At 63.0% G+C, this 15,966-nt stretch carries 15 protein-coding genes; 11 read left to right on the top strand and 4 right to left on the bottom strand.

Translation table 11 applies throughout. The annotated features are described in order from the left end of the window. Position 1: 1 nt before the first annotated feature. Together WJU21_RS03980 and WJU21_RS03975 are read right to left on the bottom strand one after the other, a co-directional pair. Positions 2–211 (bottom strand): hypothetical protein, encoded by a 210-nt coding sequence (locus tag WJU21_RS03980; RefSeq protein ID WP_346322081.1) that lies wholly within the window; start codon positions 209–211, stop codon positions 2–4. 126 nt (positions 212–337) lie between these two features. Beyond that, entirely contained in the window at positions 338–1,057 is a 720-nt protein-coding gene (locus WJU21_RS03975) for an autoinducer binding domain-containing protein (RefSeq protein WP_346322080.1), read from the bottom strand. Positions 1,058–1,456: 399 nt separating this feature from the next. On the opposite strand from WJU21_RS03975, the gene WJU21_RS03970 reads away from it, so the two are divergent. Both WJU21_RS03970 and WJU21_RS03965 read left to right on the top strand, forming a co-directional pair. Beyond that, the gene (locus WJU21_RS03970) at positions 1,457–3,085 is read left to right on the top strand and encodes a 3-(methylthio)propionyl-CoA ligase (protein ID WP_346322079.1); all 1,629 of its coding nucleotides are present in this window, start codon (positions 1,457–1,459) and stop codon (positions 3,083–3,085) included. A 74-nt stretch (positions 3,086–3,159) separates the two neighbouring features. Next, positions 3,160–5,979 carry a TonB family protein gene (locus WJU21_RS03965; RefSeq protein WP_346322078.1) on the top strand — a complete coding sequence of 940 codons (2,820 nt, stop codon included), beginning with the start codon at positions 3,160–3,162 and terminating at the stop codon, positions 5,977–5,979. Positions 5,980–6,006: 27 nt separating this feature from the next. On the opposite strand, the gene WJU21_RS03960 is transcribed toward WJU21_RS03965, so the two are convergent. Next, positions 6,007–6,492, bottom strand: a complete 486-nt coding sequence (locus WJU21_RS03960) for a MarR family transcriptional regulator (RefSeq protein ID WP_346322077.1) — start codon at positions 6,490–6,492, stop codon at positions 6,007–6,009. A 204-nt stretch (positions 6,493–6,696) separates the two neighbouring features. Between WJU21_RS03960 and ectA the strand changes: the two genes are divergently transcribed. From ectA to WJU21_RS03925, 7 genes are read left to right on the top strand one after another with little or no spacing between them, the layout of a single operon-like run. Beyond that, a complete protein-coding gene (ectA, locus tag WJU21_RS03955; RefSeq protein WP_346322449.1) occupies positions 6,697–7,281 on the top strand; it encodes a diaminobutyrate acetyltransferase in 585 nt (194 codons plus the stop codon). Continuing rightward, positions 7,278–8,582: a diaminobutyrate--2-oxoglutarate transaminase gene (gene ectB, locus WJU21_RS03950; RefSeq protein ID WP_346322076.1), complete on the top strand. Its 1,305-nt coding sequence runs from the start codon at positions 7,278–7,280 to the stop codon at positions 8,580–8,582. Before ectA ends, ectB begins: the two co-directional genes overlap by 4 nt. 10 nt (positions 8,583–8,592) lie before the next feature. After that, positions 8,593–8,997 (top strand): ectoine synthase, encoded by a 405-nt coding sequence (locus WJU21_RS03945; protein WP_346322075.1) that lies wholly within the window; start codon positions 8,593–8,595, stop codon positions 8,995–8,997. An 8-nt stretch (positions 8,998–9,005) separates the two neighbouring features. Beyond that, positions 9,006–9,920, top strand: a complete 915-nt coding sequence (thpD, locus tag WJU21_RS03940; protein ID WP_346322074.1) for an ectoine hydroxylase — start codon at positions 9,006–9,008, stop codon at positions 9,918–9,920. After that, positions 9,917–11,332: an MFS transporter gene (locus WJU21_RS03935; RefSeq protein WP_346322073.1), complete on the top strand. Its 1,416-nt coding sequence runs from the start codon at positions 9,917–9,919 to the stop codon at positions 11,330–11,332. Before thpD ends, WJU21_RS03935 begins: the two co-directional genes overlap by 4 nt. Next, entirely contained in the window at positions 11,332–12,591 is a 1,260-nt protein-coding gene (locus WJU21_RS03930) for an MFS transporter (RefSeq protein WP_346322072.1), read from the top strand. The genes WJU21_RS03935 and WJU21_RS03930 overlap by 1 nt, the downstream gene beginning before the upstream one ends. After that, positions 12,588–13,757 (top strand): mechanosensitive ion channel family protein, encoded by a 1,170-nt coding sequence (locus tag WJU21_RS03925; RefSeq protein ID WP_346322071.1) that lies wholly within the window; start codon positions 12,588–12,590, stop codon positions 13,755–13,757. Before WJU21_RS03930 ends, WJU21_RS03925 begins: the two co-directional genes overlap by 4 nt. Positions 13,758–13,818: 61 nt before the next feature. Here WJU21_RS03925 and WJU21_RS03920 read toward each other — a convergent pair whose 3' ends face one another. Next, positions 13,819–14,343, bottom strand: a complete 525-nt coding sequence (locus WJU21_RS03920) for a pyridoxamine 5'-phosphate oxidase family protein (RefSeq protein ID WP_346322070.1) — start codon at positions 14,341–14,343, stop codon at positions 13,819–13,821. 235 nt (positions 14,344–14,578) lie between these two features. Here WJU21_RS03920 and WJU21_RS03915 point away from each other — a divergent pair, with 235 nt between their 5' ends. Continuing rightward, complete coding sequence (locus tag WJU21_RS03915) at positions 14,579–15,139, top strand: nuclear transport factor 2 family protein (protein WP_346322069.1); 561 nt, start codon at positions 14,579–14,581, stop codon at positions 15,137–15,139. A gap of 75 nt (positions 15,140–15,214) precedes the next feature. Then, the gene (locus WJU21_RS03910; protein ID WP_346322068.1) at positions 15,215–15,964 is read left to right on the top strand and encodes a (Fe-S)-binding protein; all 750 of its coding nucleotides are present in this window, start codon (positions 15,215–15,217) and stop codon (positions 15,962–15,964) included. The last annotated feature ends 2 nt before the right edge of the window (positions 15,965–15,966 follow it).

Here is a 15,966-nt window from a genome sequence, read left to right as displayed (position 1 = left end):
GTCAGCTGCGGGCGGAAAGCGGCCAGTGTGACGGGCTCAGCATCACGCCCGTCAATGCCTGGGCCAGATCCTGCAGGCCGGCGGCATGGGCCTCACGCACCAGGTATTCCAGTCCGCCCAGGATGGCGTCGGCCGCCTCTTCCGGGGTTTCGCATGCCGGCGGGTACTGGCGGTCCGAGCGGGTGCCATTGCTGTGGCCGGGTTGTCTCACTGGGCGGTCTCCATGGGGCCGGCCCCTGCGGCCGGATCAGGTCATAGGCTGCCATTGGACACAATTCCGCGGCGCGGGGAAACCTAGCCAATCCAGTAGGTTTCGGCCGCCGCGCCCATTGCGGCTTCAGGGGACGATCAGGCCCAGGCGGATCGCCTTGACCACGGCGGCGACCCGCGAATTGACGCCCAGCTTCTTGCAGACATTCTGCAGGTGGAACTTGACGCTGTGCTCGGATATGCCGAGCCGCTCGCCCGCCACCGCGTTGTTCAGCCCTTCCACCAGGCGCAGGAGAACGTCGCGTTCGCGTTTCGTCAGCGGCGATCCGGCATCCGCACCGGCAGTCTCATCAAGGGCCGTGTAGGCCTGATGGAACTGAACCGCCAGAACCCGGCCGATATGCAGATCCCTGGCGGTGACGCCCTGCGCGCTGCTGCGCATGTAGCTGACGCCGTTTACCTGGCCAAACGGGCCATGGATGGGCACCGTGACGCCATCGTGCAGCGACGCCTCCCGGATTTCCTTGATCAGCCGCTTTTGCCGTCGGGTCAATTCCATCGTGCCGATGACCTTGTCCCATTCAAACGGGACGTGGCTCTGGATCACATGCTCGCTCAGGGGGTCGATTTTCTCGTACTGCTCGGCGTCATAGTGTTCGAACCATTCGGGCGGGATCATCGTGAACAGGGTCACCTCGGTCGAGGGGCCGCGCGTCATGGCGTTCGGGTAGCCGAAATAGTGCACACGGTCGAAACCCAGTGACAGCATGGTCGCGCGAAAACCCTCTATCAGGTCGACCTGCGTCGTGGCCTGGGCCGTGGTCTGGAAGAACTCGTCGACGAGCATCAGCGGGCCTGCACGGTTGCGCTGGCGCAGACTGTCGCCGCGCCCGTGTTCGGCCGTATGGCCTTGCCCCTGTGGGCAAGGCACGGATGCGACCGGTCCCCCTCCATCGGCCTTTCGGCCAAGGTGCTCATCGTCATGTGTCAGCCTCTGACGTCGCCGCCCGGCATGCCAGCCGCCCCGATCAAGTGCAGACCCTCAGGAACTGGGCAGTCTGGTGTTGTCGTCCTCATGGGTAATTAGCGGACAAACGCGCGGGCCGCGCAAGCGAAAACACAACTCTAAAGTGTGCTTGGTGGCGCGAGCCCCGGAGCTGTGTGTCCTGTCCGCCAACTCTGTTCGCGGCGCGCGCGCCGTCATGTATAAGAAATTCAGCGTCAAACAGGCAAACGAGGGCGGTTTATGTTCGGACAGATGCAGGATGTTCCCCTGCTGGTTTCTTCCTTGATCGAATATGCGGAAAAGTTTCACGCCGAGCAGGAAATCGTCACCCGCACCCTGCAGGGGCCGATTCACCGCTATACCTACGCCGATGCCGGGCGCCGGTCGCGCCAGCTTGCCAAGGCGCTGGTCGCGCTGGGCGTGGAAGAGGGCGACCGCATCGGGACGCTGGCCTGGAATACCTACCGGCACCTGGAAGCGTGGTACGGCATCACCGGCATGGGAGCGGTAACCCACACGCTCAATCCGCGCCTGTTCGCCGAGCAGCTCTCCTACATCATCCACCACGCCGAGAACCGGTTCATCGTGCTCGATCCGACCTTCACCGGCATGATCGAGGGCATCCTCGACCAGATTCCGACCGTGGAAGGTTTCATCATTCTTGCCGACCGGGCGGACATGCCGGAAACCAGCCTGCCCAATGTCATCTGCTACGAGGATTTGCTGGCTGCCCAGGATGACGGCTACCAGTGGCCACAGCTCGACGAGCGGGCGGCGGCGGCCATGTGCTACACCTCGGGCACGACAGGCAATCCCAAGGGCGTGGTGTATTCCAACCGCTCCTGCGTGCTGCACGCCATGGCGGCGGCGCTGCCGGATGTGATGGGGTGCAGCTCGCGGACGACGATCATGCCTGTGGTGCCGTTGTTCCATGCCAATGGCTGGGGCATCGCCCATTTCGCGCCGATGACGGGCGCCAAGATCGTCATGCCCGGCAAGGAGATGGACGGCGCCAGCATCTATCAGCTCCTGAACGACGAGAAGGTGAGCCTCACCGCCGCCGTGCCAACGGTCTGGCTGATGCTGCTGCGCCATTTGCAGGAGCACGATCTGGACCTGCCCTATCTCGACCGCGTGGTGATCGGCGGCTCGGCGGCGCCCCGGTCCATGATCGAGACCTTCGAGACCAAGTACGGCGTCTCGGTGAACCATCTTTGGGGCATGACCGAGATCAATCCCATCGGGTCCGTCGGCGCGCCCAAGGCGGCCATGGACGGCATGGACTATCAGGATCAGCTCGACCTGAAGATGAAGCAGGGCCGCGCCATGTGGGGCGTCGACCTGAAGATCACCGACGACGAGGGCAACCGCCAGCCCTGGAACGGCGAGGCCGCCGGCCACCTGATGGTGCGCGGGCCGTGGGTTGTCAGCGAGTATTACAAGGGCGAGGGCGGCGTGATTCTCGACGACGAAGGCTTCTTCGACACCGGCGACATCGCCAACATCGACCGATACGGCTATGTCCAGCTGACCGACCGGGCCAAGGACGTGATCAAGTCGGGCGGCGAGTGGATCAGTTCCATCGACATCGAGAACACCGCCGTCGGCCATCCGGGCATCGCTGAGGCAGCGGTGATCGGAATCCATCACCCGAAATGGGACGAGCGTCCGCTGCTGGTCTGCGTCCGGGCGGCAGACTCGGGCGTGGGCAAACAGGACATGCTGGATTTCATGGCCGGCAAGATCGCCAAGTGGTGGATGCCCGACGATGTGGTGTTCGTTGAGGAACTGCCTCACACCGCCACCGGCAAGCTGCTGAAGATCAAGTTGCGCGAGCAATTCAAGGGCTACAAACTGCCGACATATTGACGAGGCGGGAGGCGAGGCCCCTGCCTGCAAAAGCCGGGGTGATCCTTTCGGTAGGTCCCCGTGGGGGATAGTCGATGCGCATATTGGTCTGCGCCATGGCGACGGTGCTGTTTTTCCAGTCTGGCGGCGGTGCGGCCGCCGCTTCCCGGGACGTGCAATACGGTCCTGCGGCCGAATGGGTATTTGTCCCGCCCACGCCGACAGTAACCACCCCGCCGGAAGGTGCTCCGGTTCAGGTGTCATATTCGGACACGCAGATCCGGCTGGATTTCGACGAACAGCAAACATATTCCGCGCAGCGGGTGAAGATTTTGACGCCGGAGGGCCTGGCACTTGGCAACCTTGCCCTAGCCTGGGACCCGTCCACGGAAGACATCACGATACATAGCCTAAAGGTCTCGCGCGGGAACCGTACGATCGACGTTCTGACGACGACGAAGTTTCAGGTCATCCAGCGAGAGGACCGGCTCGATTATGCCATGCTGGACGGGCAGCTCACCGCCACCATGCAGATTCCTGGACTTCAGATTGGAGATGAATTCGAATTCGCGGTGACCATCAGGCGGCGCGACCCACTTTTCGGGGATCGGCCCAGCGGCTTTGCACAGATGCCGGTGGTCACGATGCCAGGAGCATATCGTGCCCGCTTCACGTGGCCGGCTGAAAGGACCCTGCATTGGCAGGTGTCGCCGGACATGAAAGAGGAGACGCCGGTCGAGCGCGATGGCTGGAACCAACTGACCTACGAAATCCGCGATCCGAAACTGGCCCATGCCACCGACGGCGCACCCTGGCGCTTTAACGTGCGCCGCCTGATCGAATATTCCAGTTTCACCGATTGGTCCGGTGTTTCCAGCGTGCTATGGCCGCTTTTCGACAAGGCGGCCACGCTCGCTTCGGACTCGCCGGTCCGCGCCGAGGCCGCCAGGATCGCTGCTACGACCGCCGATCCCGCTGCCCGCGCCGAGGCGGCGCTGGCGCTGGTGCAGGACCGCATTCGATATGTTTATGTGGGACTGGACGGCGGAAATTATCGGCCTGCCAGTGCCGACGAGACCTGGGTCCGGCGCTTTGGTGACTGCAAGGCGAAGACAGCTCTTTTGCTGGCGCTGCTGGGGGAATTGGGCATCGCTGGAGAGGCCGTCCTTATCCCTGCCATTGGCGGCGACGGTATTGACGAGCGGCTGCCGACGCAGGTGGTATTCGATCATGTGCTGGTCCGCGCAACAATAGCTGGGCGCGCTTACTGGCTCGACGGGACACATATCGGCGAGCGCCTTGCGACCTTGCCCCCGCCAACATTCCGCTGGGTGTTACCGCTAAGGTCAGGCGATGTGAGCCTTGAGGCAGTGCCCCCGGAAGCACCCGCGCTGCCTGACGTCATCCAGGTGCTGGATGTCGACGCACGGGCCGGCTTCGATGCGCCCGCCAAGGTCGCCGCAGAACATATCCTGCGGGGTGAAGGCGTGGTGGGGCTGAAAACCCGGCTCTCGGCCATGGCACCCGAGGATGCCGAACGAGCTCAGGATGCGTTCTGGCGGCAGGCCATTGCATGGGCCGAGCCGGTCACCACCGCCTGGCGCTATGACGAGGGGCAGGGAATCGTGGTTCTTAGCATGAGCGGCGAGGGCAGGCTGTTCTGGCAGGGAGATGCCCTGCAGGGACGGACACTGGAGATTTTCGATGCCGGCTTCGTAGCACCGACGCCGCTTCGCCGGCCGAAGAGCCAGGACCAGACGGCGCCCTGGGTAACGGACTTTCCAGCCTACAAATGCTGGGTGACGACCATGAGGCTGCCGCCGGAAGCGGGACGATGGCGCTGGAGCTACGATGCCGCGCCCATCGACCAACGTCTCGGCGGCATCGCCTATTGGCGTAGGGCAAGCCTACAAGACGGCGTCATGCGTACCGTCATGAGCAAGCGCACCCTCGTTCCGGAAATATCGCCAACCGAGGCGCAGGCGCTCAACGATAGCCTGCCTAGGTTCGACAAATATGCCTCCCGCGTGATCCAAGTCGACGGGGGAAGCCGGCAGTCCAGTACCGCAGTATCGATTGGCCGCATCAACCCAGGCGGCGAACAGGCTGCGATCGACTGGACAAGTCCGGCGGCGCCATGCGCCGCGCCCGATGGGCGGGATATGGCGTCCGATACTGCCCCGCTACCGGCTGTGCAGGCAGCCGAGGTAGCCGAGACAGAGCCCGTACCTGCGTCACAGGCCAAGAGTGATGACGACGTCACGACACCGCCGGAGCAAGATCCCGACTATCCCGTGACACAGCCTTATTATCCACGACAGGCGGTGATGGAGTCGCAGGAAGGTGCGGTCATCCTGCATTTCACGGTCAGGAGGGATGGTTCCGTTGATCCGGAGAGCATCGGCGTGGATGAAAGCAGCGGATATCCCCTGCTGGACGTCGCCGCCATATCAGAGGCGGCGACATGGCGGTTCAAACCCGCGAGAAAAAAAGGCAAGCCGGTAGCCAGTCCGCACCAGTTCAAAGTGGTGTTCGCATTGCGCCGGCTGCAGCAGATCGACTTTGGGGTCCCGGAGACGCCAAGTATTCTAAGCGAAACCTATGAGGACTCTGGCAGTCCGTCGGCGGATCCAGCACGGCCGATAACCCAACCACCTTACCCGAATGATGCGCTCATTGCGGGCCAGGAAGGTGAGGTGATCCTGCAGTTCATCGTCGAGGCGGACGGCTTCGTCGATCCGAACAGCATTGTGGTCAAGCAGAGCAGCGGATACCCGTCTCTCGACAAGGCGGCCGTATCCGAAGCCGCTGTAAACTGGCGGTTCCAGCCCGCCATGCTTAATGGCACGCCGGTCAGCGCGCCTCACAGATTCCGGGTTGTCTTTGAAATCAGCCGGCCGTCGCAGGAGGAATAGCGTCGGACTCGCGCCGGTGCAGGCATGCTAGTCGGCGGGCCGGTCGATCGGGCCGGCGTCCAGCAGCGGGGCGACGTCCATGTCGCCCGCGTCCAGCAGCAGTGCCAGCTTTTCCAGCGCGGCGAGGATCATCGCCTGCTCCCATGCGGGAAGTGATTCGAAACGGTCCGTGAACCGCTCCTGCAGGAGATCGGGCGCCCGGTTGACCAACTGTCCCGCGGCTGCCGTCGGGCGCAGCAGGATCTGGCGCTTGTCCCGCTCGCCCCTGCTTCTGGTCACCAGACCCGCGGCTTCGAGACGGTCGACGATGTTGGTGACCGTCGCCTGGCCGAAATGGAGCGTGGCGGCGATGACGCTCGGAGTCGTCACGCCGGTCTTCTCGATCTGCTGCAGCACCAGAAGCTGTGACGGCGTCAGCCCGGTGGTTGCGGCAAGCCGGCGCCCGCCCTGTTCCGCCGCACGCAGGATGCGCCGAATCGCCCGTAGCGCGCCATTGGTGATCTGGTCCGTCATGACCCAAGCACTAGACATTTCACGGCCTGCTGTGAAGCGGCAAAAACAGTTCGGGAATAGAAGTATTTTTTAGCATTATATCGTTATCGAAATGAACTTTGAGCCTGCTAGGGGTTGAAAAGTCATGGCTTTCCCCCTAGATATGCACCTCCCAAGCGGCAGACGCCTCGCCGCGACTGAAGAAAAACTTCGGGAGTTGAAGCAATTTTAACTGAAGACGACGAACGGAATACTACATTCCGGCGTAACGTCACGTCGGAAGAGGATCGGATCACCACGCCGATCCTGTTTCGCAGTCCGCAGTCCGCGGACGGTCCGGCGGTTTCTGCGCTGATCGAGCGCTGCCCGCCTCTGGATACCAATTCGACCTACTGCAATCTGCTGCAGTGCACGCACTTCGCCGATACCTGTGTGCTCGCGCAAGCCGACGGTGAGATCGTTGGCTGGATTTCCGCCTACCGTCCACCATCCGCGCCGGAGCAGATCTTTGTTTGGCAGGTAGCTGTCGACGCCCGGGCACGGGGAATCGGACTTGCCAGCCGCATGTTGTCGGAACTGATAAAGCGGCCAGCCGTTCGTAACGCGACCATGCTGACGACAACAATCACCGAGGCCAATGACGCCTCCTGGGCCCTGTTTGGCGCTTTCGCGAGCCGAATTGGTGCCCCTGTCAACAAGTGTCCGCTGTTCGAGAAGGACACCCATTTCGCCGGTTTGCACGACACGGAGTTCCTTGTGTCCATCGGGCCGTTCGAGCCGCCGGCAACAGCCGCAAAGGAGTTATCATGACCAGTCAGCCAAGGCCGACCAGGAATGCACCCAATTTGGCCATCTACGAGCGGATGGAATCCGAGGTGCGCAGCTATTCCCGTTCCATGCCGCGCCAGTTCGGCCGCGCCGAGGGCGTATGGATGTACGATGATGCGGGCGGACGATACCTCGATTTTCTGTCGGGCTGCTCGACCCTGAACTATGGCCACAACCACCCGGTCCTCAAGCAGGCGCTTATCGACTATATTTCCGGTGACGGGATCACCCACAGTCTCGATCTTCATACCGAAGCGAAGGCCGAGCTACTCGAAGCGTTCGAGAACCTGATTCTCAAGCCGCGCGGCCTGGACTACCGGATGATGTTCACGGGCCCCACGGGCACCAATGCCGTCGAGGCCGCGCTCAAGCTGGCGCGGAAGGTCACCGGCCGCCAGCAGGTGATCGCCTTCACCAACGGCTTTCACGGCATGACGCTCGGCGCGCTCGCGTGCACCGGCAATGCCGGCAAGCGGGGCGGGGCGGGTGTTCCTCTCACCCATGTGAGCCATGAACCCTTCGACGGATATTTCGGCGATGGCATCGATACCGCCAAGATGCTCGATCGCCGGCTTGCCGATCCGTCCAGCGGTCTGGATGCGCCGGCGGCCATCCTGGTCGAGACGGTTCAGGGCGAGGGCGGCCTCAACGCCGCGTCCCCGGAATGGCTGCGCAGCATTGCCGCGATCGCCAAGCGCCATGGCGCATTGCTGATCGTCGACGACATCCAGGCCGGTTGCGGCCGCACCGGCGGCTTCTTCAGTTTCGAGGGAATGGGCTTCACGCCGGATATCGTGACGATGGCGAAGTCGCTGTCGGGCATGGGGCTGCCTTTTGCGCTCACGCTGTTCAGGCCGGAACTGGATCTGTGGATGCCGGGTGAGCACAACGGCACCTTCCGTGGCAACAATCACGCCTTCGTCACGGCGACGGCGGCGTTGCGGCACTTCTGGACGGAAGATCTGTTCGCCCTTGACGTCGCGCGCCGGGGTGAGCAACTGGCCAGGCGTCTCACCACCATGGCCGAGGAACACAACCTCGCGGTTCTGGGACGCGGCATGATGCGCGGCCTCGACGTCGGCTCGGGCGAAGTTGCGGCCCAGATCACTCAGGCCGCTTTCAAGAAGGGCCTGATCATCGAGACCAGCGGACCCAATGACGAAGTGATCAAGGTGCTGGCGCCGCTCGTCATCACCGAAGAACTCCTCGATTCCGGCCTTGATATCCTGGAGACGAGTGTCCGTGAGGCGCTGTCGCCGACCCTGGTCGCGGCCGCCCAGTAAGGAAAAAAATATGATCGTTCGCCATCTCGACGTGATCCGCGACTCAAACCGGAACGTGGTCACCGATGATTGGGAAAGCGCCCGCATGCTCCTCAAGGACGAGGGCATGGGCTTTTCCTTTCACATCACGACCCTGTATGCCGGCAAGGAGCTGCGCATGCATTACAAGAACCACCTGGAGTCCGTTTACGTGTTGCAGGGCGAAGGCACCATCGAGGATCTCGCGACCGGCGAGATTCACGACCTTCGTCCCGGCATGCTCTACGCGCTGAATGAGCATGACCGCCATGTCGTTCGACCAAAGACCGACATCATCACGGCATGCGTATTCAATCCGCCGGTCACCGGACGAGAAGTTCACGACGAAACCGGCGCCTATCCACTTCCTGAAAAGGAGCTGGCGGAGAGCCAGTAATATCCCAAATGCGTGACGACTATCCTTCCCGCCGATCGGCACGCCCCGAATTGATGCCTCGCCTCGACCCCGTTGTGCACAGCGATTGGGAGGCCGGCGCGCCGTTGAGCCAGGCAGATGTCAAACGGTTCGATGCCGACGGTTATCTTGTGCTCGAGAACCTGTTCACCGCCGACGAAGTGACGGCATTGCAAGCCGAAACGGCGCGCATTCTCGGCGATCCGGGCGATCTTGACCCGGCGACCGTGATCCGTGAGCCCGATGCCGACGAGATTCGCTCGGTGTTCCGGATCCACGAGCAGAGTGCGCTGATCTCCAGGCTTGCCGCCGACGAACGCCTCGCTGGCGTGGCGCGCTTTCTGCTTGATGACGACGTCTACGTCCATCAGTCCAGGTTGAATTACAAGCCCGGCTTTCAGGGCAAGGAATTCTACTGGCATTCGGATTTCGAAACCTGGCATGTCGAGGACGGCATGCCCAGGATGCGGGCATTGTCCATGTCGGTGCTGCTGGCCGAGAATACGCCCAACAATGGACCGCTGATGCTCATACCTGGGTCGCACCGTCACTTCCTGACCTGTGTCGGCGAAACCCCGCCCGACCACTACCTGTCTTCGCTCAGGCGGCAGGAATATGGCGTGCCGGACGACGACAGCCTGGCCGAGTTGGCCCATACCCACGGTATTGCCGCCCCCATCGGCGCGCCAGGGACAGTCATCATGTTCGACTGCAACACCATGCACGGCTCGAACAGCAACATCACACCCTGGCCGCGGGCAAATGCGTTCATCGTCTATAACGCGGTTTCCAACCGTCTGGTCGAGCCGTTCGGTGCGCCCGCACCCCGGCCGGACTTTCTTGCCGCCCGCAAGGTAAACCCGATCCGTGTCGAAAATGGTCCACTGAAGAAAAGCCGCTCATGAGTCAGACCGCGCCCACATCGGGGCAGAATGCCGGCGCCGCGACCCCGCCCTGGATTCTCAGGCGGGCCATCGCGGCCTCGTCAATTGGCAACGCGACCGAGTGGTTCGACTACGGCATCTATGCCTATGGGGTGTCCTACATTTCCGCAGCCCTGTTTCCGGGCAGCGCGGGCGAGGCGACCCTGTTCGCGCTCGCGACCTTTGCCATCTCGTTTCTGGCCCGTCCATTCGGCGGATTGTTCTGGGGGCCGCTCGGTGACCGTTTCGGCCGGAAGACGATCCTGGCGGCGACCATATTGCTCATGTCAGCGGCCACCTTCTGCATCGCGCTGATTCCGTCCTATGCGACCATCGGCATGTGGGCCCCGGTCCTGCTGGTAACCCTGCGGCTGATCCAGGGGTTTTCCACGGGTGGCGAGTACGGCGGCGCGGCGACCTTCATGGCCGAGTACGCGCCAGACAACCAGCGCGGCTTTTGCGGCAGCTTTCTGGAAGTCGGCACGCTGGGCGGGTTTTCGCTGGGTGCGCTCCTGATGCTGGGATTCTCGCTTCTGCTGGGCGACGCGGCGATGCATGACTGGGGGTGGCGTCTGCCGTTCCTGGTGGCGGCGCCCATGGGGCTCGTCGGGCTATATCTGCGCTCGAAAATGGATGACACGCCGATCTTCAACGAGGTTGTCAGCGCGGGGGTGCAGGAAAAGCGGATGACCACCGAACTGTGGCATCTGATCTCGACCTATCGCAAGCCGCTGCTGGCGCTGGGCGGCCTCGTCATCGCCCTCAATGTCGTCAATTATACGCTGCTGAGTTATATGCCCACCTACCTGGCCAGACGGCTCGGTCTCTCGGCCGAGGCGGCGCTGGTCGTCCCCATTGTCGGCATGCTGTTCATGATGATGTTCCTGCCCGTGGCGGGGCGTCTGTCGGACAGGATCGGGCGCAAGCCGATGTGGTGGGGGTCCCTGGCCGGACTGTTCATCCTTGCCATTCCGCTTTACCACCTGATGACGCTTGGGCTTGTCGGCGCTGTGGCCGGCTTCGCGCTGCTCGGCCTGCTTTATGTGCCGCAGCTTGCGACCATATCGGCGACGTTTCCGGCCATGTTCCCTACCCATGTGCGGTTCGCAGGCTTCGCCATCGCGTATAATATCTCGACGTCGGTGTTCGGCGGTACGGCCCCGGCGGTGAATGCCTGGCTGATTACGCTCACGGGCGACGTGCTGGTTCCCGCCTATATGATGATGGCCGCCTGCGCCATCGGTGGCGTCGCCTTGCTGTTTGTCGTCGAGACAGCGGGGCAATCGCTCAGGGGCACGGGGATTCCCGGTACCGCTTCAGGGGGAATGAAACCGTCTGATCCACTGCCCGGCGGTATCCCGGTTCAGCCAGGCGGAGGCGCCGGAACGCCCTGATGCTGACAGCGATCCTGTCTGTGCGCAGCCTGCTGCTCGCCGTCTTCATGCTGATGGCGGGAAGCGGCTTCATGGCGACGCTGATCAGCCTCCAGCTGGAAGCGGCGGGGACGTCACCGCTGTTCATCGGACCGGTCGCGACCGCATATTTCGCCGGGCTGACAGTCGGTGCGCTGAAGGTGACGCCGCTGATCCAGCGGGTCGGCCACATCCGTGCCTTCACCGCGTTCGTCTCGCTTTTTTCGGCAAGCACCCTGACCTATGCCGTGCATCAGGACATCATGCTCTGGGGCGCCCTCCGGTTCGTCGATGGTTTCTGCATGGCGGGCGTCTTTGTCTGCCTCGAGAGCTGGCTGAACGACAAATCCGGGCCCGAAACGCGTGGCGGCGTGCTGGCCGTCTATATGACGGTGCTTTATTCGGGCCAGGCGGTCGGCCAGTTCCTGCTGACGCTCAGCAGCGATAAGCCGTCCATGCCGTTCCTGGTTGCCGGGATCCTGCTGTCGCTGGCGGTGCTGCCCATTGCGCTGACCCGCAGGAATGCGCCGGTGCTCGATGAAGCGCCGGCCATGAGTATCCGCAAGCTTTATGAAAGCTCGCCGCTGGGCATCATCGGCGCGGCGGCGACCGGCATGATGCTGGGCGCCTTTTATGCGTTGGGTGCGGTGCATGTACGCAGGCTCGGCATGGACCTGTCCGGGGCGGCGCTGTTCATGAGCGTGGTCATCCTGGGCGGCGTCGTGCTCCAGTGGCCGATCGGCTGGCTATCCGACGTGTTCGATCGGCGTCGGGTGATCGTTTCTACCTTTGCCGCGGCCGTGCTGGCGAGCGGGCTGATCTCGCTCACCGGCGCGCCCGGAACGGCATTGCTGGTGCTGGGCGGGTTGTTCGGAGGCCTGACCTTCGCGCTTTACCCGCTTTGCGTCGCCCATACCAATGACCGTTTGTCGCCGGCAGACCGTGTCGGCGCAAGTGGCGGACTGGTGCTCGCTTATTCAGTCGGCGCCGTCGCCGGCCCGATGGCGGGCGCGGCCGCCATGTCGGCGATGGGGCCGCCCGGCCTCTATGTCTTTATCGCGTGCTGTGCCATCGGCGCGCTGGCTTTCGCCCTGTGGCGCCAGGCTGCCAACATGCCCGTGCCCGGCGAACTGCAGCAGCACTATCAGATACTGCCTCGAACAACGCCAATGCCGGCGTCGCTCGACCCGTTCGCTCCGGACGGGGACGACGATCCGGCACCGGACAGAAAGGAAACATGATGGAGCCCTTCTGGGAGTTCTGGATCATCGTCCAGGATGTTTGGAACCGGGGACTGCTGGGCGCCACGATCGGCCAGCTGGTTATCTCCGTAGGCATCATTACGTTGGCGCTTGTCTTCCGGCACCTGTTCGCCCGCATCGTCATCGGCAATCTGCGAATGCTGGCCAAGCGCACAAGCGGGACATTCGATGACCTGATGGTCGACGCGATCGCGCCGCCGGTCAGGCTCGTGCCGGTAATCCTGGGTATCTATCTCGCGTTCCGGATGCTCGAGTTGGCGCCCGAATATTGGGACGTCGTGCTGCAACTCGTCCGATCCATGGTCGCGTTCTGCATCTTCTGGGCCTTCTTTCGGCTGATCACGCCGTTGAGCCAGATATTCGAGAAACTGGCGGGCATGCTGGGCGAGGCGACCCTCTCCTGGCTGGTCAAGGCCGTGAAGGGCATCATCGCTTTCCTGGGCGGTGCGGTGATCCTGCAGATGTGGGGCATCGAGGTGGGGCCGCTGCTGGCGGGCCTGGGACTGTTCGGCGTCGCGGTGGCGCTGGGTGCACAGGACCTGTTCAAGAACCTGATCGCCGGGGTCCTGATCCTCGTTGAAAAGCGTTTCGCGCCCGGCGAGTGGATCCAGGTCGACGGCGTTGTCGAGGGAACGGTGGAGTCCATCGGCTTCCGCTCGACCTTCATCCGGCGTTTCGACAAGGCGCCGGTGTTCGTGCCGAACGCCAAGCTCTCGGACAATGCCGTGACGAACTTCACCCGGATGACCCATCGCCGGATCTACTGGAAGATCGGCGTGGAATACGGGACGACGGTGGATCAGCTGCGCCAGATATGCAGCGAGATCGAAACCTACCTGGCCGCCAGCGAGGACTTCGCCGGCAGTGACGAGGTGTCGACCTTCGTGAATGTCGACAGCTTCAACGATTCAAGCATCGATATCATGCTGTATTGCTTCACCAAGACGACGAGCTGGGGCGAGTGGCTCAAGATCAAGGAAGAGCTGGCCTACAAGGTGAAGCACGTCGTCGAGGAGGCCGGTACCGGTTTCGCCTTTCCCAGTCAGTCGCTGTATCTGGAAAAAGTGCCGTTCGACATGCCCGAGGCCTTCAATCCGCCCGGCGAGAAATCAGACGCGGACCAGGCGGGACGCAAGGCCGCGTAGGGCCTGCCGCCGGAAACCTGCCGCCATTGCCCTGCCGCGCCCGCAAAGGCGTGGCGGGCGCCTAGCTCCAGACGTCCGTCCCGTCCCGTTCAGCCTTGAACAGGGCGGTCAGGTCGTGGGTGAGCACCTTTTCCACATGCAATTGCATCATGTGCCGGTCCGGCGCGTCGAATTTTCCAATCTCGGTGGCGAGGCGCTCGGGCGAAGGCGGCTTGCCGTCGTTGCGCTGGGTCAGGAACGTCTCGGTGAAGCGGCGCAGAAGGTCCGCGCTCTGGACAATTTCCACCTGGCCCCGGAGCGTGACCTGCCGGCCGATATTGTCGGGATCCCAGATGCAGAAACATGCCGCCGGGTTTCGCCGCCATGCATGGTATTTGGCCCGATTGGTGGTGGACGTGATGGTGATAACCCCGTCGATCAGGACATAGACCACCACCGCCGAAACCGGCTTGCAGTCCTTGGTGACCCAGGACACCACGGCATGGGTGGCCTTGCCGAGCACCTCCTTGACCGCGTCGTCGTCCAGCGTGAACGGGCTGATCTCGCGCCTTGCGAACCAGGCCGGGCGGGTTGTCTTTTCATTCACGATCGGTTCTCCCGGAAGCGATGAGTTGAGCCTGCATCATTGTTTTCATGAGGCTATCGAGTGTCTCTGCCGCTCAGGCTCAGAGGCGGGGACAATGGAATACAGGCATGAAAGCTATCGCATCACAAATCCATAAGCATTGATTAATTTATTGTCCTGCATGGTTTCCACGCTGTTTTCCGCCGCACCGGGCCATTAGGATAGGCGGCAGGGGAACACGAAACGGGGATGTTGCATGAAAGTCGATCCGACCAGAACCTGGGCAGCCGTCGAGGCTGCCTACGAAGCCGAGACCAATCCGCGGCACAAGACGCTGCTGAAGGAGGTCCGTGACCATATGAAGACGGAGATCTGCGGCGAGATCGAACTGTTGATGGCCACGCTGACCGCCGAGCCGCAATATCACATCTGGGGCCAGGGGCCCGACCGGGGCCCCAAGGGCCGCCAGGCTGTACGCGGCTTTTACGAGATGCTGATCGCGTCGGGTGGCAACCTGTTCGAATTCAACGTCGAAAAGGTCGTCGTCGATGATAACGCGGTGGTGACCGAAGGCCGGCTGCGCAACACCCATCCCGGTTCGGCCCTGCTGGCCGCGGGCGTGACGCAGGTGAACGGCGACGCGGTGGATGCCGCCGCCCGCTATGTCTCCAATGCCCAGCTTCTGACCGTGTGGCCCGCCGATCCAGACGGCAAGCTGATCGGCGAGGACATCTATTTCGGCACCAACCCGTTCGATCAGCTGGAAAAGCTGGCGCCCGGCGACGAGCCCCGGCCGGTCGCGTTCGACAGCGTCTGATCGCCCGGCCTTGCCTGCCCATCGCGCCTTTGCCTTGCCGGCAGGGTCTGGCACTATGAGTCGGTGAAAAAGCCGTTGCAGACAAAGCCGGAAGCGGCGCTGTTCGTTACCTGTCTGGCCGATCTGATGCGGCCGGAGGTGGGGTTTGCCAGCGCGTCGCTAATCGAGGCCGCAGGGTTCGACGTGGTCGTGCCCCGGGGGCAAAGCTGCTGCGGCCAGCCCAATTACAACAGCGGTGACCGCCGCGCCGCGCGCAGCATGGCGCGGCGCACCATCGAGCTCCTCGAGCCCTATGAATATGTGGTCGTGCCGTCCGGCTCGTGCGCGGCCATGATCAAGGTGCATTATCCGTTACTGTTCGACGAGGCCGACGCGCTGTTCGGCAAGGCGCAGGCGCTGGCCGGCAAGACCGAGGAACTGACCGTGTTCCTGGAGCGGCATGGCTATACGCCCGACGCGGCCCCGGCGGCAGTGCGCGTCGCGTATCACGATTCATGCTCGGGCCTGCGCGAACTGGGCATCCGCCATCAGCCGCGGGCGCTTCTGAAACGGTCGCCGTCGCTGGAGTTGCTGGAGCTGGCCGAACCGGAGGTGTGCTGCGGTTTCGGCGGCACGTTCTGCGTCAAATATCCGGATATTTCGGGGCGGATGGCCGAGAACAAGACCGCCGACATTGCCGCGACCGGCGCCGGCATCGTCGCCATGGGAGATGTCGGCTGCCTGCTCAACATCGAAGGCAAGCTGCGCCGCGAAGGCAGGGATATCCGCGCCTGCCACGTGGCCGAGTTGTTGGCCGGCATGCTGGAGCGCCCTGATGGACGGTGATC

The sequence above is a fragment of the Emcibacter sp. SYSU 3D8 genome (assembly GCF_039655875.1).
Taxonomy (GTDB): Bacteria; Pseudomonadota; Alphaproteobacteria; order SMXS01; family SMXS01; genus RI-34.
Note: the sequence above shows the minus strand (reverse complement) of the source record. Positions and strands in the feature narration are given on the sequence as shown.

What these genes read in the sequence shown, in the direction of transcription:
- WJU21_RS03970 (WP_346322079.1), top strand. Translation starts at nt 1,457, where the DNA reads ATGTTCGGACAGATGCAGGATGTTCCCCTGCTGGTTTCTTCCTTGATC.
- WJU21_RS03960 (WP_346322077.1), bottom strand. Translation starts at nt 6,492, where the DNA reads ATGACGGACCAGATCACCAATGGCGCGCTACGGGCGATTCGGCGCATC.
- WJU21_RS03945 (WP_346322075.1), top strand. Translation starts at nt 8,593, where the DNA reads ATGATCGTTCGCCATCTCGACGTGATCCGCGACTCAAACCGGAACGTG.
- WJU21_RS03975 (WP_346322080.1), bottom strand. Translation starts at nt 1,057, where the DNA reads ATGCTCGTCGACGAGTTCTTCCAGACCACGGCCCAGGCCACGACGCAG.
- WJU21_RS03930 (WP_346322072.1), top strand. Translation starts at nt 11,332, where the DNA reads ATGCTGACAGCGATCCTGTCTGTGCGCAGCCTGCTGCTCGCCGTCTTC.
- WJU21_RS03915 (WP_346322069.1), top strand. Translation starts at nt 14,579, where the DNA reads ATGAAAGTCGATCCGACCAGAACCTGGGCAGCCGTCGAGGCTGCCTAC.
- WJU21_RS03935 (WP_346322073.1), top strand. Translation starts at nt 9,917, where the DNA reads ATGAGTCAGACCGCGCCCACATCGGGGCAGAATGCCGGCGCCGCGACC.
- thpD (WP_346322074.1), top strand. Translation starts at nt 9,006, where the DNA reads ATGCGTGACGACTATCCTTCCCGCCGATCGGCACGCCCCGAATTGATG.
- ectB (WP_346322076.1), top strand. Translation starts at nt 7,278, where the DNA reads ATGACCAGTCAGCCAAGGCCGACCAGGAATGCACCCAATTTGGCCATC.
- WJU21_RS03925 (WP_346322071.1), top strand. Translation starts at nt 12,588, where the DNA reads ATGATGGAGCCCTTCTGGGAGTTCTGGATCATCGTCCAGGATGTTTGG.
- WJU21_RS03965 (WP_346322078.1), top strand. Translation starts at nt 3,160, where the DNA reads ATGCGCATATTGGTCTGCGCCATGGCGACGGTGCTGTTTTTCCAGTCT.